26 protein-coding genes are annotated in these 22,962 nt (G+C 33.3%); 4 read left to right on the top strand and 22 right to left on the bottom strand.

What is annotated here, in order from left to right; translation table 11 throughout:
• Positions 1–101: 101 nt before the first annotated feature.
• Both AAYQ05_RS10230 and AAYQ05_RS10235 read right to left on the bottom strand, forming a co-directional pair.
• Entirely contained in the window at positions 102–620 is a 519-nt protein-coding gene (locus tag AAYQ05_RS10230; RefSeq protein ID WP_111422435.1) for a gamma carbonic anhydrase family protein, read from the bottom strand.
• Positions 621–631: 11 nt separating this feature from the next.
• Positions 632–1,621, bottom strand: a complete 990-nt coding sequence (locus AAYQ05_RS10235; protein WP_343543105.1) for a PorP/SprF family type IX secretion system membrane protein — start codon at positions 1,619–1,621, stop codon at positions 632–634.
• A 143-nt stretch (positions 1,622–1,764) separates the two neighbouring features.
• On the opposite strand from AAYQ05_RS10235, the gene AAYQ05_RS10240 reads away from it, so the two are divergent.
• The 3 genes from AAYQ05_RS10240 (at position 1,765) to AAYQ05_RS10250 (ending at position 4,119) form a co-directional block, all read left to right on the top strand.
• Complete coding sequence (locus tag AAYQ05_RS10240) at positions 1,765–2,664, top strand: NifU family protein (protein WP_343543107.1); 900 nt, start codon at positions 1,765–1,767, stop codon at positions 2,662–2,664.
• A gap of 144 nt (positions 2,665–2,808) precedes the next feature.
• Positions 2,809–3,219 (top strand): YtxH domain-containing protein, encoded by a 411-nt coding sequence (locus AAYQ05_RS10245; RefSeq protein ID WP_343543108.1) that lies wholly within the window; start codon positions 2,809–2,811, stop codon positions 3,217–3,219.
• An 87-nt stretch (positions 3,220–3,306) separates the two neighbouring features.
• A complete protein-coding gene (locus AAYQ05_RS10250; RefSeq protein WP_343543110.1) occupies positions 3,307–4,119 on the top strand; it encodes a mechanosensitive ion channel family protein in 813 nt (270 codons plus the stop codon).
• Between the two features lie 6 nt (positions 4,120–4,125).
• Here the strand turns inward: AAYQ05_RS10250 and tsaB are convergent, their stop codons facing one another.
• From tsaB to AAYQ05_RS10290, 8 genes are all read right to left on the bottom strand, one after another.
• Positions 4,126–4,800, bottom strand: a complete 675-nt coding sequence (tsaB, locus tag AAYQ05_RS10255; RefSeq protein WP_343543111.1) for a tRNA (adenosine(37)-N6)-threonylcarbamoyltransferase complex dimerization subunit type 1 TsaB — start codon at positions 4,798–4,800, stop codon at positions 4,126–4,128.
• 22 nt (positions 4,801–4,822) lie between these two features.
• The gene (locus AAYQ05_RS10260; RefSeq protein WP_343543112.1) at positions 4,823–5,092 is read right to left on the bottom strand and encodes a hypothetical protein; all 270 of its coding nucleotides are present in this window, start codon (positions 5,090–5,092) and stop codon (positions 4,823–4,825) included.
• A gap of 13 nt (positions 5,093–5,105) precedes the next feature.
• The gene (locus AAYQ05_RS10265; RefSeq protein WP_343543113.1) at positions 5,106–6,398 is read right to left on the bottom strand and encodes an efflux RND transporter periplasmic adaptor subunit; all 1,293 of its coding nucleotides are present in this window, start codon (positions 6,396–6,398) and stop codon (positions 5,106–5,108) included.
• Positions 6,399–6,404: 6 nt separating this feature from the next.
• Positions 6,405–7,856 (bottom strand): TolC family protein, encoded by a 1,452-nt coding sequence (locus AAYQ05_RS10270; RefSeq protein ID WP_343543115.1) that lies wholly within the window; start codon positions 7,854–7,856, stop codon positions 6,405–6,407.
• Between the two features lie 84 nt (positions 7,857–7,940).
• Positions 7,941–9,062: an efflux RND transporter periplasmic adaptor subunit gene (locus tag AAYQ05_RS10275; protein ID WP_343543117.1), complete on the bottom strand. Its 1,122-nt coding sequence runs from the start codon at positions 9,060–9,062 to the stop codon at positions 7,941–7,943.
• Positions 9,063–9,099: 37 nt separating this feature from the next.
• Positions 9,100–10,365, bottom strand: a complete 1,266-nt coding sequence (locus tag AAYQ05_RS10280) for an ABC transporter permease (RefSeq protein WP_177210925.1) — start codon at positions 10,363–10,365, stop codon at positions 9,100–9,102.
• A 2-nt stretch (positions 10,366–10,367) separates the two neighbouring features.
• Positions 10,368–11,612 carry an ABC transporter permease gene (locus AAYQ05_RS10285; RefSeq protein ID WP_281631164.1) on the bottom strand — a complete coding sequence of 415 codons (1,245 nt, stop codon included), beginning with the start codon at positions 11,610–11,612 and terminating at the stop codon, positions 10,368–10,370.
• A complete protein-coding gene (locus tag AAYQ05_RS10290) occupies positions 11,605–12,306 on the bottom strand; it encodes an ABC transporter ATP-binding protein (RefSeq protein ID WP_177210927.1) in 702 nt (233 codons plus the stop codon). Before AAYQ05_RS10290 ends, AAYQ05_RS10285 begins: the two co-directional genes overlap by 8 nt.
• Before the next feature lie 177 nt (positions 12,307–12,483).
• Between AAYQ05_RS10290 and AAYQ05_RS10295 the strand changes: the two genes are divergently transcribed.
• Complete coding sequence (locus AAYQ05_RS10295; RefSeq protein ID WP_343543119.1) at positions 12,484–13,890, top strand: DUF4403 family protein; 1,407 nt, start codon at positions 12,484–12,486, stop codon at positions 13,888–13,890.
• 18 nt (positions 13,891–13,908) lie between these two features.
• On the opposite strand, the gene AAYQ05_RS10300 is transcribed toward AAYQ05_RS10295, so the two are convergent.
• The 12 genes from AAYQ05_RS10300 to gcvH form a co-directional block, all read right to left on the bottom strand.
• Positions 13,909–14,172, bottom strand: a complete 264-nt coding sequence (locus AAYQ05_RS10300; protein WP_343543120.1) for a CAMCR motif-containing small membrane protein — start codon at positions 14,170–14,172, stop codon at positions 13,909–13,911.
• Positions 14,162–14,704 carry a DUF420 domain-containing protein gene (locus tag AAYQ05_RS10305; RefSeq protein WP_343543122.1) on the bottom strand — a complete coding sequence of 181 codons (543 nt, stop codon included), beginning with the start codon at positions 14,702–14,704 and terminating at the stop codon, positions 14,162–14,164. The genes AAYQ05_RS10300 and AAYQ05_RS10305 overlap by 11 nt, the downstream gene beginning before the upstream one ends.
• A gap of 2 nt (positions 14,705–14,706) precedes the next feature.
• Positions 14,707–15,393 (bottom strand): SCO family protein, encoded by a 687-nt coding sequence (locus AAYQ05_RS10310; RefSeq protein WP_343543123.1) that lies wholly within the window; start codon positions 15,391–15,393, stop codon positions 14,707–14,709.
• Between the two features lie 11 nt (positions 15,394–15,404).
• Positions 15,405–16,046 (bottom strand): hypothetical protein, encoded by a 642-nt coding sequence (locus AAYQ05_RS10315; RefSeq protein ID WP_281631160.1) that lies wholly within the window; start codon positions 16,044–16,046, stop codon positions 15,405–15,407.
• Positions 16,047–16,125: 79 nt separating this feature from the next.
• Positions 16,126–16,476, bottom strand: a complete 351-nt coding sequence (locus AAYQ05_RS10320; RefSeq protein WP_177210933.1) for a cytochrome C oxidase subunit IV family protein — start codon at positions 16,474–16,476, stop codon at positions 16,126–16,128.
• Between the two features lie 19 nt (positions 16,477–16,495).
• The gene (locus AAYQ05_RS10325) at positions 16,496–17,479 is read right to left on the bottom strand and encodes a cytochrome c oxidase subunit 3 (protein ID WP_177210934.1); all 984 of its coding nucleotides are present in this window, start codon (positions 17,477–17,479) and stop codon (positions 16,496–16,498) included.
• 42 nt (positions 17,480–17,521) lie between these two features.
• Entirely contained in the window at positions 17,522–18,109 is a 588-nt protein-coding gene (locus AAYQ05_RS10330) for a cytochrome c oxidase subunit 3 (RefSeq protein ID WP_177210935.1), read from the bottom strand.
• 2 nt (positions 18,110–18,111) lie between these two features.
• Entirely contained in the window at positions 18,112–19,014 is a 903-nt protein-coding gene (cyoE, locus tag AAYQ05_RS10335) for a heme o synthase (protein WP_281631159.1), read from the bottom strand.
• Between the two features lie 158 nt (positions 19,015–19,172).
• Positions 19,173–21,296, bottom strand: coding sequence for a gliding motility outer membrane protein RemB (gene remB, locus AAYQ05_RS10340; RefSeq protein ID WP_343543126.1), 2,124 nt, complete (start codon positions 21,294–21,296; stop codon positions 19,173–19,175).
• 19 nt (positions 21,297–21,315) lie between these two features.
• Entirely contained in the window at positions 21,316–22,059 is a 744-nt protein-coding gene (gene deoC, locus AAYQ05_RS10345; RefSeq protein ID WP_343543128.1) for a deoxyribose-phosphate aldolase, read from the bottom strand.
• A gap of 114 nt (positions 22,060–22,173) precedes the next feature.
• Entirely contained in the window at positions 22,174–22,557 is a 384-nt protein-coding gene (locus AAYQ05_RS10350; RefSeq protein ID WP_281631156.1) for a VanZ family protein, read from the bottom strand.
• A complete protein-coding gene (gcvH, locus tag AAYQ05_RS10355; RefSeq protein WP_177210940.1) occupies positions 22,550–22,930 on the bottom strand; it encodes a glycine cleavage system protein GcvH in 381 nt (126 codons plus the stop codon). Before gcvH ends, AAYQ05_RS10350 begins: the two co-directional genes overlap by 8 nt.
• Between the last annotated feature and the right edge of the window lie 32 nt (positions 22,931–22,962).

A 22,962-nucleotide genomic window follows, 5' to 3' on the forward strand; every position in this document is an offset into this window, starting at 1 on the left:
AATAATAAAAAATTCCAAATTCCAAGACTTAACCTTTGGAATTTGGACCCGAGCGATAGCGAACGGGCGAAGCAATTTTCTGTTTTGGAATTTTTATATTTTTATTTTTCTTCTTTGAACCAACTAGAGTACATCACGTAATTATTTGAAATACGCCCAATTTCGCCAGCAAAATCAGATTGATCAATATCTTTCACCTTTTTTGCCGGAACACCAGCATAAATGCTTCCTGAAGTCACAACCGTATTTTGAGTTACCACAGCACCCGCAGCAATTATGGCATTGCTTTCTACTACGCAATTATCCATTACAATTGCTCCCATTCCGATTAAAACGTTATCATGAATTGTGCATCCGTGCACAATTGCATTATGACCTATTGAAACGTTATTTCCTATAATCGTAGGGTGTTTTTGGTACGTACAATGAATTACTGCACCATCCTGAATGTTTACTTTATTTCCGATTTTAATAAAATGAACATCTCCCCTCACAACAGCATTAAACCAAACACTGCAAGATTCTCCAAAAGTAACATCTCCAACAATAGTAGCATTTTCGGCCACATAACAATCCTCTGGAATAAGAGGCGATTTTCCATTTACAGATTTAATCAGCATAAAAATAAATTTTAATTAATTGCAGGACAATTACAATCGTAACGTTCTTTTTTACAGAACAGGTTAATTCCTAATGTAATTTGATGGTAACCACCTGTATCAAACTTTACATCGCCTACTACTTGAGTATAAGTATAAGCAAACATAAAGTTCTTGAAATTAACTCCTACAATAGGAGTAAAATACTGTAGTTTTTGAGAAGAAACACTAGTTCCCGATAAATAATCTGTGCCCTCAAAACCTCTTCGATAAGACAAAGCTGCCCAAAGGCTTCCAAAATCCATGTTTTTATAAGCTTTCATGTTCAGATCGATTGTTTTTTCTTTGGTCTGATCAAAAAACTGAAAAAGGATAGAAGGCTCCCATGTCCAATTATCATTCTTGCCAAACACATAACCCGCGCTAAATAAAAACTTTCTTAAATTGTTATTTTCATAATCTGAATAAAGATCTCTCCTAGTTTGTATTAGACCCTGAACAGTAGCATGAGCATAAAAATCCATAAAATTATATGAAGCTCCAACATCCATTGTAAAATAAGTATCGTTAAGCACTGAATTAGTAATTAAAGGATCAAATGTAGGACCAAATTTAGTCTCATCCAACTGATTCTGCATCACGCCTCCGCTTATACCAAAAGACAACTGATTTAAATCTATCTCATCTCTCGAAAACATAATATGATGCGCATAGGTTGCTTTTAACCCTTTTTGAGAATGATATCCATTTTTATCGTTAAAAAGAATAACACCAGCTCCCGAGCGTTCGCCTATTCTTCCGTTAAAACTTAGTGTTTGCAAAGATGGCGCATCGTCTTGGCCAAACCATTGTTTTCGGGCAGTTAATCTAATTTTGGCACAGTTTGCCGCACCAGCCATCGAAGGGTGAATAAGATAATAATTATCAGACAAATAATCTGAATAAACAGGAATTCCCTCTTGGGAATAGGAATGAAAAGCAGTAATGAGAAAAATTAATAAAACCTTGATTTTTAATTTCATAAAGACAATATTGTTTCTATATAATTTTCACTCTTGCAATTTAACACGATTTATTTGAAAAGAGTCTTAATTATTTTATTAAAAAATCAAATATAGCTATTAGTAGAAAATAACTTTAGTAAATTTGCGAAAAATATATTACCATGACTAAAATCACTATAAAAGAAACCCAAAATCCAACTATTTTAAAGTTTGAATTTGAGGATTTCATTACTCAAAACCAGAACTTTGAGTTTAAAAATATTGACGAAGCACAAGCTTCTCCTCTAGCTCAGCAATTATTCTATTTACCGTTTGTTAAAACAGTTTATATTTCAGGAAACTTTATTGCTATCGAAAGATACAGCATTGTAGATTGGGATGAAGTAAAAGATGCTGTTGCTGAACAAATCAGTGCTTTTGTTGATAAAGGTGGCGTTATCATTAAAATTGATGAAACAAAGCCAAAAAAACAGCCTATAACAGTTTATGGAGAAACTACTCCAAATCCTTCTGCATTAAAATTTGTTGTGAGCAGAATGCTTACTCGTAATGCCGTAGAATACAAAAATATTGACCAGACAGCTTCTTCTCCATTAGCTCAGGAATTATTCAAATTCCCTTATGTGAAAGAAATTTTTATTGATGAAAACTATATTTCGGTTACAAAATATGAGATCAATAACTGGGATGAAATCACTTTAGAATTAAGAACTTTCATTAAACAATTTATTGAAAACGGAGGAACTGTTTTAGATGAAAGCTTAATTGAAACTAAAGCCAAAACTGAAGCTACAAAAGATGAGGCTTTTGACAAACTAGATGTTACATCACAGCAAATTATTAACATCTTAGAAGAATACGTAAAACCAGCAGTAGCTGCCGATGGTGGAAACATTGCTTTTGAATCTTACAATGAAGATGATAAAACGGTAAAAGTATTATTGCAAGGTGCTTGCAGCGGATGCCCTTCTTCTACATTTACTTTAAAGAGCGGTATTGAAAATATGTTGAAAAGCATGCTAAACGATGACGCTATAAAAGTAGAAGCTTCTAATGCTTAATCTGGCAAAACTATTATATAAAGCGTCTCATTGAGGCGCTTTTTTTTATTATTAATTACTAGCTTTCAATTATTTACCATTAAAAAAACGAGTAATTCTATAAAATTAATTAATATTGTATCCTTAACCAATTAATTAAAAACCATGGGATTATCTTCATTTTTTAAAAATTTGTTCGGCTCAACCAAAGAGTCTGTAACTGAATTGGCAAATAATGCCGAAGAGACTTTTGAACAAGCAAAGGAAGCTGCAGCACCTTATATCGAGAAAGCAGAAGCTTTTGCAGAAGAAACAATTGAAAAAGTAAAAGAAGTTTCGGAACCAATTATTGACAACGCAGCCGATTATGCTGAAAAAGCAAAAGATACGGTAAGCGAATATGCTGATAAAGCAGCTAAAGTAGTAAATGATGTAGTAGGTTCTGTTAAAGAAAAAACAGCTTCATTAGCAACCAGCGACACGCCAGAAACCATTTCTGAAACTGTTGTTGACGAAAGCGAGAAAACAGTAGCAGAAGTAGAAGAAATAGCTGATGACGCTGCTGAGAAAGCATAAACACACTTTTCGAATAATGTAAATATTTTTATATTTGCACTACTAATATACCTTCTCTTAATGAGAAGGTTTTTTTATTTTTAAATCATGAATCTTAGTCCAGAACAAGTCAGCAAATACATAAGCCGTTTTATTGACATTTTAGTTGATTATTCACCAAAACTGATTTCTGCTTTTTTAATCCTATTTGTTGGTTTATACGCCATCAGATTGATTAACCGAATCATTAGAAAAGTAATGATTCAGCGAAATTTAGATCCTACATTGACAAAATTCTTATCCGATATTTTATTGTGGGCGCTGCGAATATTATTATTCGTAACCTTTATTTCTAAATTAGGAATTGAAACTTCATCATTCGTTGCCATTTTAGGAGCAATGGGTCTTGCTGTTGGTTTATCATTGCAAGGATCACTTTCTAATTTTGCCGGCGGAATGCTTATTATTGTTTTTAAGCCATTTAAAGTTGGAGATACGATAGAAGCACAAGGCGTTGTTGCAACAGTTCTCGAAATCCAGATTTTTGTAACCAAAATGCTTACGGCAAATAACCAGACTGTATTTGTTCCTAATGGTTCTTTGTCTAATGGAAATATCATTAATTACTCTATGCAAGGAGAAAGAAGAGCCGATCTAACTTTTGCCATTTCTTACGACTCAGACATTAAAAAAGCAAAAGAAATTCTTTTAGATGTTTTGAATAAAAACCCTAAAGTATTGAAGAGGCCCGCTCCAGAGGTTTTTGTGAAAAATCTATCTGCAAGTTCTATTGATTTTGCTGTTCGTCCTTGGGCTAAAAATGCCAATTACGGAGCTGTATTTTCTGAAACTTTAGAGAATTGCAAAATAGCATTGGATGAGGCTGGAATTGCAATTCAGCCATACACAATACAGAAATAAAAAGCATTATTCCTTTTTTGAAGGAGCTGTAATTATAAAATCTTTTAAATAATAAGGTTCAAAATAAGCGACATCTACAGTGTCGCTTTTTTGATACTTATCAAAACTGATTTTGCTCATTGCTTGTGCAGAAGGATATTTAATATTTTCCACAAACACAAAATTGTCTTTAGTCAAAACAGGTTTGCATTTATCAGCACAATCGCCAACAAAGTAAAGCTTGTCGGTATATTCCTGAAATGAATTTTCATCAATAATTTCAGCTTTTATAGTTCTTTCCAGCGTCAAATCTGAATTAAAAACAGCGCTGTACACTTCCATACGACGTGCATCTAACATAGGTACAATTTTTCCGTCAGCAATTCCTGCTTGCGATGCTAAAGTCTGCATCGTATCAACAGCAATCAGCGGAATATTTAAAGCATAACACAAGCCTTTTGCTGCCGAAACACCAATTCTTAAACCTGTATATGATCCAGGCCCTTGACTAACAGCAACAGCCGTTAATTCATGCACCGAAATTCCCGCTTTTGCGATTACTTCTTCAATAAAAACATGCAGTTTTTCGGCGTGTGAATATCCTTCATCAGCCAATTCACTGCAAACAATGGTCTTACCATCTTTTGCTATAGATACAGAACAATTTTTAGTAGCTGTTTCGATGTTGAGAATAAAAGACAATGTTTATAATTTTATAATGTTATTAAAATTTTCTAATAAAATAGTTTGAGATTCCACCAATTAAAAGTGTAGAAACAAAAAACAAAAAGTACGCTACAATAAGATTAACAGTGATAAACCCCAAATAAAGAGCAATTTTTTTACCTGATGAAAAATATACATATTCTTCATTATAGTATGAACTCTGATAGATTCTAAAGTGTATAACTATAAGAAAGAAAACTGCAACAATAAATCCTCCTCCTAATCCATAAAGCATTTCTTCAGAAAAACCACCATGCAATGCAATCATATAGCATCAATTTTTATTTTTTTGGAGCTTCAGCTTTTTTAAGTTTTACCTTATCTCCAGAATTAAGATCTTTAGAAACTGTTGTATATGGCCCCGTAATAACTACATCGCCCGATTTTAGACCAGACATCACTTCAATATTAGTATCGTCCTGAATTCCAGTTTTAATGACTCTAATTTTAGCTTTATCTCCAACTTTCACAAAAACACATTCGAATTTTTTATCACTTTTAGGAGACGCTTTTTTATCTTCATTTGGATCTTCAACCTTAAAATCTTTTACAGCAGTAGTATCCGATTTTACTACGACAGAACTAATTGGCACGGCCAAAACATTTGTTTTTGTTGTTGTAATTATATCAACTGTAGCCGTCATTCCCGGTCTAAAAGGAGAATATGTACTTGGTTTTCCTTCTAACAAATCTTGATAAGAATCTTTCAGAATACGAACTTTAACTTTAAAATTCGTTACCTGATCTGAAGTCAAAGTTGTACTTGCTGAGTTTGAAATACTCGTTACTACTCCCTTAAATTTCTTTTTTAAGTAGGCGTCAACTTCAACATTTGCTTCGTCACCAATTTTAATTTTTACAATGTCATTTTCGTTTACATCAACTTCAACTTCCATATTGTTTAAATTGGCTACGCGCAAAAGCTCAGTTCCAGCCATTTGTTGCGTTCCTAAAACTCTTTCTCCCAATTCTACATTTAATACAGAAATAGTTCCATCTGCTGGAGAATAAATCGTTGTACGGCCTAAGTTGTCTCGAGCTTCGGTAACAGACGCCGAAGCACTTTGAACATTATAATAGGCACTTTGTTTTGTTGCTTTGGCAACTTCATAAGTAGAAATGGCTTTATCCCAATCTGATTTTGAGATTACACCCTTATCATATAATATTTTATTACGCTCATAATTTGCTTTTGCTTCTTTAAAACTAGCGTCAGATTGAGTAAAACTTGCTTTTGTTCCGGCCAAATTTGCAACAGATCTATCTAATCCAGAGGTATATAAATCGGGATTTATCTTGACTAATAAATCACCTTTTTTTACTACCTGTCCTTCTTTTACATTTAATGAAATTATCTCGCCCGAAACCATCGACGCAATTTTAACCTCAATTTCGGGCTGAATTTTACCTGTTGCAGATACTGTTTCAACAATTGTTGAAGCCATCACTTTTGCAGTTTCTACTTCTTTTCCTTCGTCCTTATTTCCTATTACTCCAGCCTTAGAAAGACCAACCAAAGCTGCAATTAGAACTATTGCACCACCTAATAAGAAATAAACTGTTTTTTTTGACATAATAAATTATTTTGTAATAATTGGAACAATTGGAATTCCGAAATAAAACTCTAATATTTTAATTTTGAACATGTAATCGTATTTTGTTCTGATAACATCAGACTGCGCATTGGTCAATAATGTTTGAGCTTGTGTGAAATCAAATGAGTTCATTAAACCAACATCGTATTTTTCTTTTGCATAATTGTAAGCCTGCTGTCTTGCTTCTAAAGTTACAGTAGAAGATTCGTATGTATTCAGAGCTCCTCTTGCATCAGTAAACGCAGTATAAACGTTACGCTGCAAATCTAAACTTTTTTGCTCTAAATCTATTTTAGATTTTTCTAAACTTACTTTATTACGTTCTACATTATTTCTAACTGAGAATCCATTAAAAATAGGAACGGAAAGCTGAAATCCAAAAGATTGTCCTTTGTTATCACTAAACTGGTCCATTATTGGATCTGCTTTACCCAAAACTGGCGTATAATTATCCTGAAGAACTGGCTGATTGGTACCCTGAACATATCCAATCTGTGAAGTTGGGTTTGCTAGATTTGGTGTAGTACCTCTTATAACATCACTGTAACTTGCTCTAGTATTAAAGTTATAGAAAGCACTTAAAGTTGGCTGAAAGGCTCCTTTTGCGATAGCAACATTTTTCTCAGCAATTTCAAGATTGGTCTGCGCTAATTTTAACTCTGTTCTAGTTTCTTTAGCTTTATTGTAAATTTCAATTGGACTCTGAGCTAGAATATTGTTTTCATCCATTGCATTGGTATCATCAACAACATCAAAATCTGCAAATTCTTTTAATTGTAAAAGCTGTGCCAAACTCAATTTAGAGATCAATAAATTATTTTCAGAAACGGCGATATTTTGTTTGTCTGTTGCCACAGTTGCTTTCAAATCGAACAAATCCCCACGAGGAATAGTCCCCGCATTTACCATTTCTTCGGAACGCGCATATCTCTTCTCGTCGATTGTTAACTGTTCTTTTTTTACTTTCAAATCTTCTTTGTTAGATAAAATCTGCAAAAATGCGCTTGCCACATTCAGAGAAATATCTTCTTGCATTTTTAACAGCTGATATTGCGAAGAAATAATTGTTAACTTCGCTTTTCTCATCGTATTTTGATTCTGCAGACCTTTGTAAATATCTACACCAGCACTCAAACCAACAGAAGAATATTGTGTAGTTTGATTACGTAAAATACCCGTTGTTACATCCTGGTTCAAACCGATATTCCAAGAATGAGAAGCATTTCCGTTTACAGATGGAAGATAATTTCCTAATGCAGCTTTTTTATCAATATCTGCATTTTTTAAATCCAGTTCCGATTGCTTAATCGTGATATTGTTTTCGAGTGCGTATCTCACACACTCTTCTAAAGTCCATTTCTTAGTTTGTGCCTGTCCAGTTAATCCGAATCCGAATAACACTGCAAAAATCAGACTATTATATTTATTTATTTTCATATACTTTTAATGAAGGCGCAGTAAATCGAACTACGCAAATTTAACATTTTTAAAACCAAAAGATCCCTAACCTTTCAAATTAGCTTATTTTTTTTCTTTGTCTCCTTCGTTAATCAAACCCTGGTTCCAGATTTTAATTTTGTCTGTATCATTTACACCACTTTTAACTTGAACATAGATTCCGTCACTAACTCCAAGAACCAAATCTCTTCTTTGAAATTTTTGTGGAGCAGTTTCAACTTCTACATAAGGCTTTTGTGTTTTTTTGTCAAATTGAACCAAAGATTCTTTTATTGCTAGAACTTTCTCTGCTTTTTCTAAAATAATAGAAGCGTTTGCGCTTAAACCAGCTCTAATAAAAGTATCGTCTCTGTTAACCATTTGTGCTTTAATCTCAAATTGGATTGCTCCATTTTCTGTAACTCCTTTTGGAGCAATATAATTTAAAACTGCATCAAACTTTTTATTCTCAATGGCACCGATTGTAATCTCAATTGGCATTTTTTCTTTGATCTTTCCAACCTCAGATTCATCGATTTTTCCAATAAAGATCATTCTTCCAACATCGGCAACACTTGCAATTGTAGTTCCTTCATTGAAGTTATTACTTTCGATAACTTGGTTACCAACTTTTACGGGAACATCTAATACCATTCCGTTCACCGTAGAGCGAATTAAGGTATTGGCATAGCTGCCTAAAGAAGAAGTTGTCCCTGTTTTAACGATATCCAAACCTTGTTTTGCCGCTAAATAGTTTTGTTTTGCTTGATTATAAGCAAGTAAAGCTGCATCATAATCATTTGCAGAAATAACATCTTTTTCAAATAATGTTTTCTGTCTTTTGTAAATTTTTTCCTGATTATCTAATGTTATTTTAGCCGTCTGCACCTGATTCTGAGAATTGCTTACGTTCGAAACATTCGCTACAACTCTAATCTTAGCAATCATATCACCAGCTTTGATTTTTTCACCAGCTTTGATGTACACTTCTTCAATGATACCTGAAATATTTGGTTTGATTAGAACCTCTTCATCAGGCTGAATATTACCTGTCGCAATAGTATTTTTTACGATGGTTTTTATTTCTGCTTTTTCCGTTTTAAATACAATCGGCGATTCTTGGTTTTTAGCATACAAATAATAAAGTGCGCCAAAAAAAACAATTGCAATAAATATTAAAATGGTTACCGTTACTCCTTTTTTCATTTGTTTTTGGTTTAATCGATTTAGTTTGATTGATAATTTATTCTGTTCTTAATGCATCTACAGGTTTCACATTGATTGCGGTTTGTGCTGGGATAAATCCAGCAAGCAAACCAGATCCTACTAATATAATTAATGCTACAAATACAACTCCTAAATCTACAGTTGGATTGGCAAACATAGTATTTTGATCAGGAGGCATCGAATCTAGCACCATATTTAAAAGTGCTATAACTCCTGTAGCAACAGCAATTCCGAGCATACCTGAAATAATGGTTAAAAATATTGACTCAGATAATATCTGCCCTCTAATTGCTCCAGGAGTCGCTCCTAAAGCTCTTCTAATTCCGATTTCTTTTGTACGTTCTTTAACCACAATCAGCATAATATTCGAAATTCCGATTACACCCGAAATCAAAACTAATGTTCCTACGAAATACGCAATTACTTTTAAAATATTAAATAAGCTTTGCACTTTATTAAATTGCTCGTACAAATCAAAATTTCCAACCGCTCTCTCATCTGTCGGATTTATAGAATGCAATGCTTTTATAATCTCTAAAATTTTAGGTTTTAAATCGGTTATAGAAGTTTCGTCTTTTGCTGTAAGTGCCATCCATCCCACTTTATCCCCATAATTAAAGGCCTGCTGAAAAGTTGTAAAAGGAATGAAAATATTCTTCTGTTCTTGTTCTGCATTTCCTCCCTGTTGTTTTGATTTATAAACCCCAACAACCATAAAATTGATACTGTTAATTTTGATATAGGTTCCAACGGCTTCTTCTTCTTTACCATAAAGTTCGCTGATAACGCCTTTACCAATTACACAGACTTTTCTTCTTTGCTCAATATCCTGCTGGTTTACAAATCTTCCTTTAATGATATCCATTGGCTGTTGTTTAATAAGCTCTGGATAATCTCCGTAAATTGTAAATGCAGAAGTTTTTGTACCTCTTACTACGTTATTTGTTCCATTAAAATCACCTAACTGATTTCTTGGCGAAACATATAATAAATCTGGCAACGCAGCTTTTAAAGCAGTTACATCGCTATTTCTAAAATCATAACGTCTTGTTTTTGGCAAACCTTTATAAGCCTTAGAGGTGGTCTGACTCCACATAAACATGGTATTGGTCGCGATTCCATCAAAACCTTTTTTGATACCATTTTCCAAACCATTACCTGCAGCAAGTAAAATTACCAAGATAAAAATTCCCCAAAAAACACCAAAAGCTGTCAGGATAGTCCTGAAAGGATTGGCGGTTAAGGCCTGTAAAATCTCGTCCCAATTATCTTTTTTAAACATAATTATTCGTCTCTAAGTGCTACAATAGGTTTAATTTTGGCTGCTCTGTAGGCTGGAAAAAATCCTGCCATTGCCCCTGCAAAAACAAGTAATACCAAAGTAGTTAAAGCAACACTAAAATCTACTTCAGGATTTCTAAAATATTCGCTCTGAACCATCGGCCCTACAAATTCCAATAGTGCAAGACTAGCCAATAATCCAACAAAACCTGCAATCGTCGTAATAAAAATTGACTCATGAAGAATCATCGTTATAATAGAAAAAGGCGACGCTCCCAGCGCTTTTCTAATTCCGATTTCTTTTGTGCGTTCTTTTACAATGATCAGCATGATATTACTTACTCCAACTACACCAGCGATAATCGTACAGATACCAACCCACCAGAAAAAGAGTCTGATATATAAGTTTAAATCATAAAATTGTTTAGCATCTTTAACCGAATTATAAACTCCAACACCACCGTCATCCTCAGGAGCTACAACATTTTTACTCTTTAATAAATCTTTTAAATCTTGTGTAAATTTTTCAGACTGAGCCAATGCTTCATCATAATCGTTTGTCTTTTTAAGGGTAAAAAATAGGTTGCTAATTTTATCGCCACCGCCAAATGTTTTCTGAACCGTAGTCAAAGGTAAATAAGCACGAGTTTCTTCTCTCTCTCCTCCTGGATCTGTAAAAACTCCGACCACTTTGAAGTTGATGTTGTTAATTAGGATTTCTTCCCCAATTGCCTCTTTATCTTTAAGCAAATCAGTTTTCAATTTCATCCCGATTACAGCCACTTTTGCGTTACTTTCTAAATCCTTTGCATTGATATAACGGCCTTGAACAATGGTCAAATTTTCTATTCCTCCATAATCTGGATCTACACCTCTAAACTGATAACTTCCCGATTCTTTACCATAAGCAAAAGCCTGCCCCCAGTAATTATTTGTTGAAGCTCTCAAATCTAATTTATCTTCAAATTTTTGTACCGATTGATTATAATCGCTATTGCGAAATTGAATCTGTCTTCCTGGATTTAGCCCTTTGTATTCTTTGGTAGTTGTTCCAGACCAAACCTCGATAATTCCAGCTGCGTCACGTTCGAATTGTTTTTCAATTCCGTTCTGTAGACCTTTACCTGCACCAAGTAGGATTACCAAAATAAAAATTCCAGAAGCCACAGAAACCCCTGTTAAGAATGTTCTTAAGCGGTTTTTCGAAATGGCTTCAAATATTTCCTGCCAGCGTTCAATATTAAACATAAGACGAAGCTCTAACTTGTTCTACTTTTTTATCATCGATAATTAATCCATCTTTCAGGACAACATTTCTTTTGCACATTGCAGCAATATCAGGTTCGTGTGTAACAATCAAAATCGTTTTTCCTTCGTCGTTAATCCCTTGAATAAGTTCCATCACTTCATAAGAAGTTTTTGTATCCAAAGCTCCTGTCGGCTCATCGGCAAGCAAAACCTTCGGATTTGAAGCCAATGCTCTTGCAATAGCCACACGTTGTTTCTGACCTCCAGAAAGTTCATTTGGCAAGTGGTGAACGTGAGAACCTAAACCAACTTTTTCCAAATACTTCATTGCTATATCGTAACGTTCCTTTCTTTTAACACCTTGATAATACAAAGGCATCGCAACATTATCTAATGCTGTTTTGTAATTGATTAAGTTAAAAGACTGAAAAACAAAACCTAAAAACTTATTACGGTATTTTGAGGCAATTGTTTCGTTTAATTTTTTTATAGGCGTTTTATCTAAAATATAACTTCCAGAATCAGCTTCATCTAGAATTCCCAAAATGTTAAGAAGTGTAGATTTACCTGACCCAGATGATCCCATGATTGCAACTAATTCACCTTCTTCAATATTAAAATTAATACCTTTTAATACATGCAATTCTGAACTTCCCATCTTATAGGATTTATGTAAATCTTTTATTTCAATCATGGTATTGTTAATTTTTTTAGACAATAATAACATTTTTATTAAGTAATTTATGATAATAAAAAGTTAATAATTTTGTTACCTATTTTGTATAAGACTGCATAATTTAGTTATTGTTACACTTTTTTAATAAAATATGATTGTTTTCGTAATTTTACTTCGTAATAAAAATCATCTTAAATGAAGCTTAGTTCTATTATTTCAATGTTTACAGCACTTGCGGTGCTATCAAGCTGTTCATCGGCTCAAAAATTAGAAACATTAAAACCCGAACCAGACGATGCTAGTCCGCTGATTTATGACAGCAGTCCCTCCTTTATAAACCTCCCTATTACCATCAAATTAAGCGATATTGAAAATCAGACCAACTCTTTGCTTAACGGTTTAATTTATGAAGACAACAATATCGAAGATGATGATATTGAAATGAAAATCTGGAAACAAGCTCCAATTAAAATTCAAAATGATCCATCGAATCTTGATAAAAGAATTAGAACAATTTTACCCCTTAAAGCGACGATCAAATATCGAATTGGAACAAAAAAGCTTGGAGTTGAATTGTATGACGTAAGAGAATTTAACTTAAACGGAGTTATCACGCTTTCAAGCGAAACTGCCCTAACCAACTGGAAGCTTTCCACAAAAACAGAATTTAAATCACTAAACTGGAACGAAAGTCCAACCATGTCAATATTTGGCAAAAACATGCCAATTACATATTTGATAAATCCTGCTATTTCTATTTTCAAAAGCAAACTGGAAAAGGAAATTGATGGAGCAATTGAAAAATCAATGGATTTTAAGCCGAATGTTCTTCAAGCTGTCGAAAAAATCTGCACTCCTTTTCAAATGAGTGACACTTATGAAAGCTGGCTTCGAATTGTTCCCATTGAAATTTATTCTACAAATGCTAAACTTAAAAACGATTCATTTTTGCTTGACATGGGCATGAAATGTAATATGGAAACAATTGTTGGCAAACAGCCAGACTCAAAATACAATGCAAGCAAAATCGCGCTAAAACCAGTTGCTAAAATCCCAAATCAGATTTCTGCTAATATCGCAGCCATTTCAAGTTATGTTGATGCCTCAAAAATTATGACCAAGAATTTTGCCGGTCAGGAATTTGGTTCTGGCAGCAAAAAAGTAACGGTAAAAAATGTATCAATCTGGCATAAAGATGGAAAAATGATTATTGCATTAGATGTTTTAGGATATATAAATGGAACACTTTATTTAAATGGTTTTCCGTCATACAATGTGCAGACAAAAGAAATTTACTTTGAAAAACTAGATTACGTTTTAGACACCAAAAGCAAATTGATGCGAACAGCAAACTGGCTAGCGCAAGGATATATTCTTAAAAAGATGGAAGAAAGCTGCCGCTATTCAATTCAGCCCAATCTTGAAGAAGGCAAAAAAAGCATGGCAGGATACCTAAAGAATTACTCACCAATGCCAGGTGTATTTGTCAATGGAAAAATGGAAGATATTCAGTTTGACAAAATACAGTTAACCAATCAGGCGATTATAGCATTCATCAAAATAAACGGTACGGTAAATGTCTCCGTTAACGGACTTAAATAATAAAAAAAAGCAGTGTAGTTACACTGCTTTTTTCTTTTTAGAATACATTCGATATATCAAATATCCTATTATTAATACTAGTAAATACGGAATGACCATTAAATAAACAATTCCATCATTTACTGCTTCAGCTTTTTTAGTATTAGAATCTCCCGATAGTGCTGCACGGCACATAGCACATTGAGCGTTTGCAGAAACTCCAATTAAAAAAATACAAATTCCAAATAATAGAGATTGGAATTTGGATTTTAAAATTTGAACATTATTTTTTTTAGTGCACATAATACGGAGATATCATTAAATAAACTATCACTCCTGTTACTGCAACATATAACCAAAGCGGAAAAGTGATTTTAGCAATTTTTCTATGTCTATCAAAACGTTTTGCAAGCGCTCTAACATAGGTGATTAAAACAAGTGGAATAATTGCAATTGACAATAAAATATGCGTTATAAGAATAAAGAAATACACATAACGCAATGCTCCCTCTCCTCCATATTTTGTAGAATCTGAAGTCATATGATATGCTACATACATAACCAAAAACGCAACTGACAATGCAATAGCAAAAGTCATTAATCTTTCATGTAATTTTTGGTTTCCTTTTTTAATTGCCAAAACAGCCCAAACCAAAACAATTGCTGTAATACCATTTGTAGTTGCATAAATTGGCGGTAAAAACGATAAAGGCTCTACATTAAAACCAAAATCTTTCAATTTAACTCCAAACAAAATTGCCACAACTACTGGAATTACAATTGAAACTGCAATAATGAACTTGCTGTATTTTTTCTCTAAAGTATTATCTTCCATTTTTATTCTTCTAATAAAATTTTAATGTCTTCCTGAATATCACGAACTCCTTTTTTATCTAAACCGTCGTAATAAATATTCGGATTTCCATATTCATCTTTTCTGCAACGAATATTTCCATCTTTGTCTATTAAAGCAAACAAACCAGAATGCTCAAATCCACCACTTACTTTATCATTCTCACCAGCATAAAGATTAAACCCTTTATTAGACAAATCCATGATTACGTTTCTGTCTCCTGTTAAGAAATTCCAGTTTGAAGATTTTACACCTAACAATTTAGCGTGATCTTTTAAAACCTGTGGTGTGTCATGTTTAGGGTCGATTGTAATAGAAACAATTCCAAAGTTCGGATTTCCGAAAAAGGTATTTTCTATCTCTAGCATACTCATATTCATCTTTGGACAAATAGACGGACAGGTTGTAAAGAAGAATTCCAAAACATATACTTTTCCCTTATACGTTTCATTAGAAACTTTAATATTGTCCTGATTCGTCAACTCGAATTTTGGAGCTGGGCCAATTGTTAAAAGTTTAGCTTCCTTTGAAGATTTAACTCCAACATTATCCAAACGATTTCCTTTTACAACGTCACCGTTTTTAACTCGATCAACAATTTTAGGAATGGCGTAAATCCCAAAAATCAAAATGACAAAAGAGATTCCGATATATGATTTGTTCTTAAACATTATAAATGATTTTAAAGTTGCTTTGTAGCGTTATGATTTTTCTTTAAAGCTGCGCGGTATTCGTAAAGAATAATCTTGAAATCATCAAGCATCTCATTGCTTAATTCAGATGGATGAAAAGTATCATAACCCTCTTTATATTCCTCTTTATCTTTTCTACCTCTTAGATTACGTTCTTTATCGATAATATAAACATTAGAAGTTCCAAGGTTTTCATTCAGCTTTTCTTTTAAATGCAATCCGTCATAAAACTTCTGGATTTCTTCTTTTGAAGCAAAAACAAAATTCCAATTCTTAACATCTGTAAAAGGAGATAAAGCATCAACAATTTTTTGAGCTTCTTTTTCAGTTCCTGTTGGACACAACACTACAAACTGAAGATCTTCAAAACCGTTATAACGTTTATAGATCTTTTCATTTAGATTAAAATAATTACCTCTATTTTCTAAAATATTTGTACCCGCAAAGCCTAGTACAGTAATCTTCTTATCAAGGGAGATTTTTTTTCCGTTTAATGAATTCCAGTTTCCAAAGTCGGCCACTTTTGGTGTTATTACAGGAAGTGTTGTAAAACTATTTACACCAGAAGCGAAAAATAAATACGCTACAATTGGCAATACAAAAAGTACAAAGAGAACTATATTTTTTTTCATTGTATTAACGGGGAATTATTGAGGTACAAAAATAAAAAAAGCTCCGTAAATCGGAGCTTCTTTTCGAATTAATATCATGTTAAAAATTCCATTTAATAGTAGAATCTTTAAAAACCCCATAAATATAATGTCCTTCTGTTAACAGAATAAACAATAAATATAAAACTAGGAAGATAACAGGAGAAACTACAGACCATCTAAGGTTGCTTTTTTCACCTTCCATGTGCATAAATGCCCATACAATATAATATGCTTTGAAAATTGTTAAGATATAAAAAATCCAGTTTAATAGATTCAATCCAACAAAATGATTAAATTCCAATACTCCAGGTTTGTAGATACCTAAAATAACCTCTACTGTAGTTACTACTGAAAGTAATCCGAAAACAAACCAGATTCTTTTTGTATTTGATACGTGCTCGTGTGACATAATAATTAAATTCTAAAAATTAAACTAGGTAGAAAACTGTAAATACAAATACCCAAACTAAATCTACGAAGTGCCAGTATAAACCAACTTTCTCTACCATTTCGTAGCTTCTTCTTTTCTCGTAAGTACCTAACAATACATTAAAGAAAATAATGATGTTGATGATAACTCCAGAGAATACGTGGAATCCGTGGAAACCTGTAATGAAGAAGAAGAAATCAGCAAATAATTTATTACCGTACTCGTTTCTGATCAAGTTAGCACCTTCTACCACATATTTAGCACTAGCCAAATGTTTTTCAGATTCTTCTCTTGACAAAACTGTCTTTTGCTTTTTATCTGTAAGTTTTTCTGTTCTGATTAAGATTTCTGGATGTGCTTTAAATCCAGCTTGTACTTCAGCAACTGTATAAGTTGGAAGAGACTGAGCGTCTTCCATAAACCAAGTTGAGTGGCTTCTTGTTAAAGCTTCTCTTTGTTCTGGCAATTTAACAGCAAAATCAGCCAAAGCTACTCTTTTACCATCTTTATCCACGAATTGAAGTAAACTTCCTCCAACTGTTTCAACTGCACCATATTCTCCTTTAATGAAGTTTTTCCATTCCCAAGCTTGAGAACCAACGAAAATTAAACCTCCAATAATAGTTAAGAACATATAGATTGCAACTTTTGTCTTTTTCAATTGGTGTCCTGCATCAACAGCTAATACCATTGTTACAGAAGAAAAGATCAAAATAAAAGTCATTAATGCTACATAATACATTGGAGCCGCAACACCATGCATAAATGGGAAGTGAGTGAACACTTCATCAGCCAAAGGCCAAGTTTCAATAAATTTAAATCTAGAAAAACCATAAGCTCCTAGAAATCCAGAGAATGTTAAGGCATCTGATACGATAAAAAACCACATCATCATTTTACCATAACTTGCTCCTAAAGGCTCATTGTGACCGCCTCCCCAAGTTTTTTCGTCGTTGTTTGCAGTAGTAACTGTCGCTCCCATAAAAGATATTCGTTAAAAAGTTCCCAAATTTACGTTTTTTTCTTATTTAAAGAAATATAAAAATAAAAATAAATATACCCATAATAAATCCAAAAAGTGCCAATACATCGCACCTAGCTCTATCCCAAGAGTTTGAGTCGAATTGTATTTTTGTTTAAAATGATTATAAATTATAATTAAAAGTGAAATTAATCCGCCAGCTAAGTGCAACAGGTGTGTAACTGTTACCACATAAAGAAAAGTTGTAGTAATTGAACTACCTTCTCCAGTAAAGTAATACCCTTCAGCAACGATTTGTCCAAATCCTTTGAATTGTAATACCACAAATAAAATTCCTAAAGCCAAAGTTCCAAGAAGCAATCCTGTAACTGCACTTCTATTGTCTTTTTGAATGGCTTTTTTTGCCAGGTGAAAAGTAACACTACATGCAATGATTACAGCTGTACTCCAATAGAACGCCGAAGGAAGTTCAAAATTCTTCAACCAGTCTGCTCTTGATTTACTTACTACAAATGCACTTGTCAGACCAGCAAACATCATGGTCATACTAACCATTGCGAAAAGCAAAATCAGTTTTGCTGATTTTGATTTCCTTACTTGTTCTTCATTTGTTTTTAATGTCATTTCCATAACTATCTTAAAAATTTATCTATTATAAATACAATTTGCAACAGCGAAATATAAGAAACGCTTACTAGCATTAATGTTCTCGCTGCTTTCGCAGTTCTTAATCGATACAAACGAACTGCATAGAAAAGCATCCAAATCCCTAATAGAAAGACTAAAACCGCTGCAATTGGAGAAATAAACAATTGCCCTGTAAAACCTAACACAGGTAATAACGATGCTATTATAAGCCAAATTGTATACAATATTATTTGTAATGCAGTTCCTTTATCTTTTTTACCCGTCGGAAGCATAAAAATTCCCGCTTTCTCATAGTCTTCATACAAAAACCACCCAATAGACCAGAAATGAGGAAACTGCCAAAAAAATTGAATTAAAAATAAAGTTCCTGCTTCGATACCAAATTCGCCAGTTGCCGCTACCCAACCCAGCATAAACGGAATTGCTCCAGGAAATGCTCCAACAAAAACAGACAACGAAGTTACTGTTTTTAATGGTGTATAAACACTTGTATAAAGAAATATAGAAATTGCAGCAAACATTGCTGACTTTGCGTTTATAGTATAAAGAAGTGCGATTCCTAAAATTGTCAAAAGACTTGCTACCAGAAGAGCTACTTTTGGAGACATACGCCCTGATGGAACTGGACGATTTTTAGTACGATCCATCAAAGAATCGATATCTTTTTCGATTACTTGATTAAAAGCGTTTGAAGCTCCTACCATACAATAACCTCCAACTGCCAAAACAGCCAAAACACTCCATTTGAAAGGATGCTCAGAATCTACTCCTAATAAATATCCAGCGATAGAAGAGAATAATACACTAATAGCTAAACCAGCTTTAGTAATCTCTTTAAAATCTAGAAATATTGATTTGATTGATAATGTATTTTTTGCAGCGTTCAATACCGTTGTTTTTGTGTATTTTTTTTGAGTGGTGCAAATGTACAAATTAGATTGTAGAATTTAAGCCTATAAAAATAGATTTTTTTCAATAAAACCTTTGCAAATTAAGATCTCAGCATTCTTTAACACTATTATTTCGAAAAATCTTATTAAAAATACTAGTAATCAAAATACCAATTAAAAATATCTGAACGTAAACCAATGCTAAACCAAGTGGTACTTTGTTTAAAAGTTGTTGCCGTTTCTTGAGTCGGATCAAAATTTCTATAGATCAAACTTCCAAACAGTTTCAAATTGGTCATCGGATTAATCAAATAACCACCTTGAATATCTGCAATAAAAACATTCGTTTTATTTCCCTGTCCAATTTTTACGCCTGTATCATACGGACGTTTCTCATCATAACTTTTATAAATATTTCCTCCATAGTTATAAGAGTCTTCCGCAGTATCGAAATCCAAACCTCTTTTTCCAACTGTCAATTTTGCATCGGCAAACCAACGGCCTTTATGATATCTAGCAATTGCAACAAGTTCTTTAAAATTTCCTCCCCATTGGTGTCCAACACTCTGGTTATTGTGTCCATAATTTGTAATAACAGCACTATGCGAGTAAACATAAGGACGTACTCTATTAAATTCCACCTGCACTAGCAAATCTTTTACATTAAAGGCATTGAAATATTTTGCTCCAAGTTGAAATCCGAATTTGTTTTTCCAACTTTGATTTCCCGCTCCAACATCAGAAACAGAAAATTCATCGATCAAGAATTGCGAATACAGATTTACACTATTATTCCATTTGTATTTTCCAGTAATTCCTAAAAGCGCATTTCCGCTTTTAGATGAAGAACCAAATTCTACTGCACGGTAAAAAATAATCGGGTTAACAAAATTAGCATCAAAACCTCTGTTGTTTGAATTCGTCCAAACTACAGATTCAAAAAAACCTAAATTCACTCTATTAGAAACATTCCAACTCAAATAGTGATTTGCCATAAATTTAGTCGCATACGTTTTCTCAGCTGTTACTTCTGGACGAACGTCTTTCATCCACATATACGTATTAGTGTATTTGATTTTCCAAAATTTAGTATTCAATTTAAAATATGGGTACGGACTTGCTCCATCGCTCTCTAATAAAGAACGATAACCATCACCTATAAAATTGCGACCGTAACCTAATTGAAAATCAAATATCTTACCTGGTGCAAAAGTAATATTCGCTTCTGCTAAAGGAAAATCGTAAGCATCTGTCTTGAATCTTTTTGCAATTCCAACTCCTGGGATAATTGCTGGATTTCCTCCTGAAGGCTTAATCGATTCTGCATAATCGTTAAAATATCCTGCAAATCTTCCCTGGCTCTCAAAAAATGTAGTTGTAAAGTTGATTTGTTTCCCTAAGCCACCTCTAAAGTTAAGCGCTCTCGTGTTCACGTAAGTGTCAGACGCATCAAGATCTGAAGCTTTACCCATTTGTAAATCCACAATTGGATTTAAGGCAAACCAATAATCTTCTCCCTGAATCTGCACTAAATTTTCATTCCACCATTTTCTTCCCAGCCAAGTTGATGTTTTTTTCTGTAACGATTCATTTACCGCTCTCAAATTATAATATTTTGAAACCTCAGCATAAGTATAAGGCTTAGATGCCGTATGATTATTGCTTCCAACCTGATTCATTGCAGCATCAAACTGCGCATAATAACTGTGCGAAAAAGGAATATTTAAATGGCTATCGAATTCTGGATTATTGTATTTTTTATAGACAATACTATCCAACTCTGTCATTGGTTTTTCGGCTGGTTTTAAAATTTCTGCTGCCGCTTGAGCTTCTGCGGCAAGCTGTGCTGCACTTTTTAGCGGTATATCAATAGAAATCGTATATTTAGAATACGTCGGCTTTCCGTTATAAGTCGAAGGTTTTATTTTTGGAAATGTACCAAAAACTCTCTTTGCCTCTTCAGACAATTCTTCCGTTTCTGAAGAAACATAAATCACTTTAAATTCTCCTTCTGCATTTACTTCAAAAAGCAATTTTACTGCTCCTTTATAATTGTTTTGTTTTAATTTTTGAGGAACTTGAAAATTGTTAAATACAAAATCCTGCACTTCTTTATAAAAACAGGTTTCTAATTTTTTAGCCTCCAAATTTTCGCAGTTAGGAAAAACCGGAAACATTTCTGCAGTGAAACCCGACTGAATTGAAGAATTACCATTTTGCTGAGCGGAAAGAATAAAAAAAGAAAAAATTAAAACAAGGGACAAAAAAAACTTATTCACTTAAAATCTGGGTATTTATTTAATATTGGTTTGGGGAAATTTCCCCATTAGCAATTGCTTTTGCAGCCGAAGTTCCAATTCGTTTTACTCCTAAACGAATCATTTCTGCCGCTTCTTCAAATGAACGGACTCCACCTGCTGCTTTTATTGAAAGTGGCGAAGCATTTTCAAGCATCATAATTATAGTTGGGACTGTCGCCCCATTTGGAGCACCATCGTCTGTTTTGTAAAAACCAGTAGAAGATTTTACAAAAACAGATTCAAAATCGTCTTCTTTAAAATTAGATACTACAACATGTTTTATTAAAGACGATAGCTGAATAATTTCTTTATCTGTTAAGGCAGCAACTTCAATAATCCACTTTACGGTTTTATCGTTTGCTAAACCTATCTGTGTTCCGATTAAGATTTCTTTTTTCACTAAATCGAGATCACCATTTTTAAATGCTTCGTAGTTGCATACAAAATCTAAATCGTCAGCTCCATTAGCAATAGCCTCATTAGCTTCTTTAATTTTGTCTTCAAGACTTGATTTCCCTTCTGGAAAATCAATTACGGTTCCGACTAATAGAACAGAATTGGCTTCGATAATCATTTTTTTTGCCAGAGCAACATATTCTGGGCGAATCATAATTAGTTTGAAACCTTCATGAATTGCTTCGGCAATTGCATTTTTGACCACAATAGTATTTTCTGCTTCCGAAAGACCAGCTTGCGATGCAGTTTTTAAATACGTGGAGTCCAAATATTGCTTTACATTCATTTTGATAGAAGTTGCACAAAACCAGCACAAAAGTACATTTTATATTGAAAAAACATAGCTTTTAAGTGCTTGATTTTCTTGTAATAAAAAACCCACCGAAGTGGGTTTCTAAAATTATATTTTATCGATTTGCCTTTTAAAAGCTATTGCTGAAAAAACTGCCACAACAGCTCCTAGCGCATTTGCTAATATATCTGTAACATCTGATGATCTTGTTACCGTAAGAGCACTTTGAAGAATTTCGATTGTGATTCCAAAAAAGACAGAAAATATGAAAGAAATCAAATATGCTTTATAGTCATCTGCATCTTTTCCTTTTAATTCTTTTTTGAAAAATAAAATCCACGAAATCGTAAATCCAAAATGGAAACAGAAGTGAACAATTTTATCAATACTCGGAAAATTAACCGCTGGTATATTACTTGAATCTGTCAAACAAAAATAAGTAATGATTCCTGAGCAGATAATTGCCCAAATTAATAAGAGTTGTTTAGGCACCGATTAAATCTTTATAAGCTTGATCAGATAATAGAGAGTCAATTTCTGATGCATCAGCAATTTTAATTTTAATCATCCATCCAGCTCCATAAGGATCTGAATTTACTGTTTCAGGAGCACTTTCTAATTCTTCATTAAAAGCAATGATTTCACCTGTTAATGGTAAAAATAAATCAGAAACTGTTTTTACAGCTTCAACTGTTCCAAAAACCTCATCTTTATCTAGTGTCTGGTCTAAAGTTTCTACTTCAACATACACGATATCTCCTAACTCCTTTTGTGCAAAATGAGTAATTCCTACTGTCGCAACATCTCCTTCAATGCTAACCCATTCGTGATCTTTTGTGTACTTTAAATTTGCTGGTATGCTCATAATAGTTGTGTTTGAAAATTGATTGTTTAAAA

This window comes from Flavobacterium movens, assembly GCF_039581425.1.
In the GTDB taxonomy this organism is placed as follows: Bacteria; Bacteroidota; Bacteroidia; order Flavobacteriales; family Flavobacteriaceae; genus Flavobacterium; species Flavobacterium luteolum.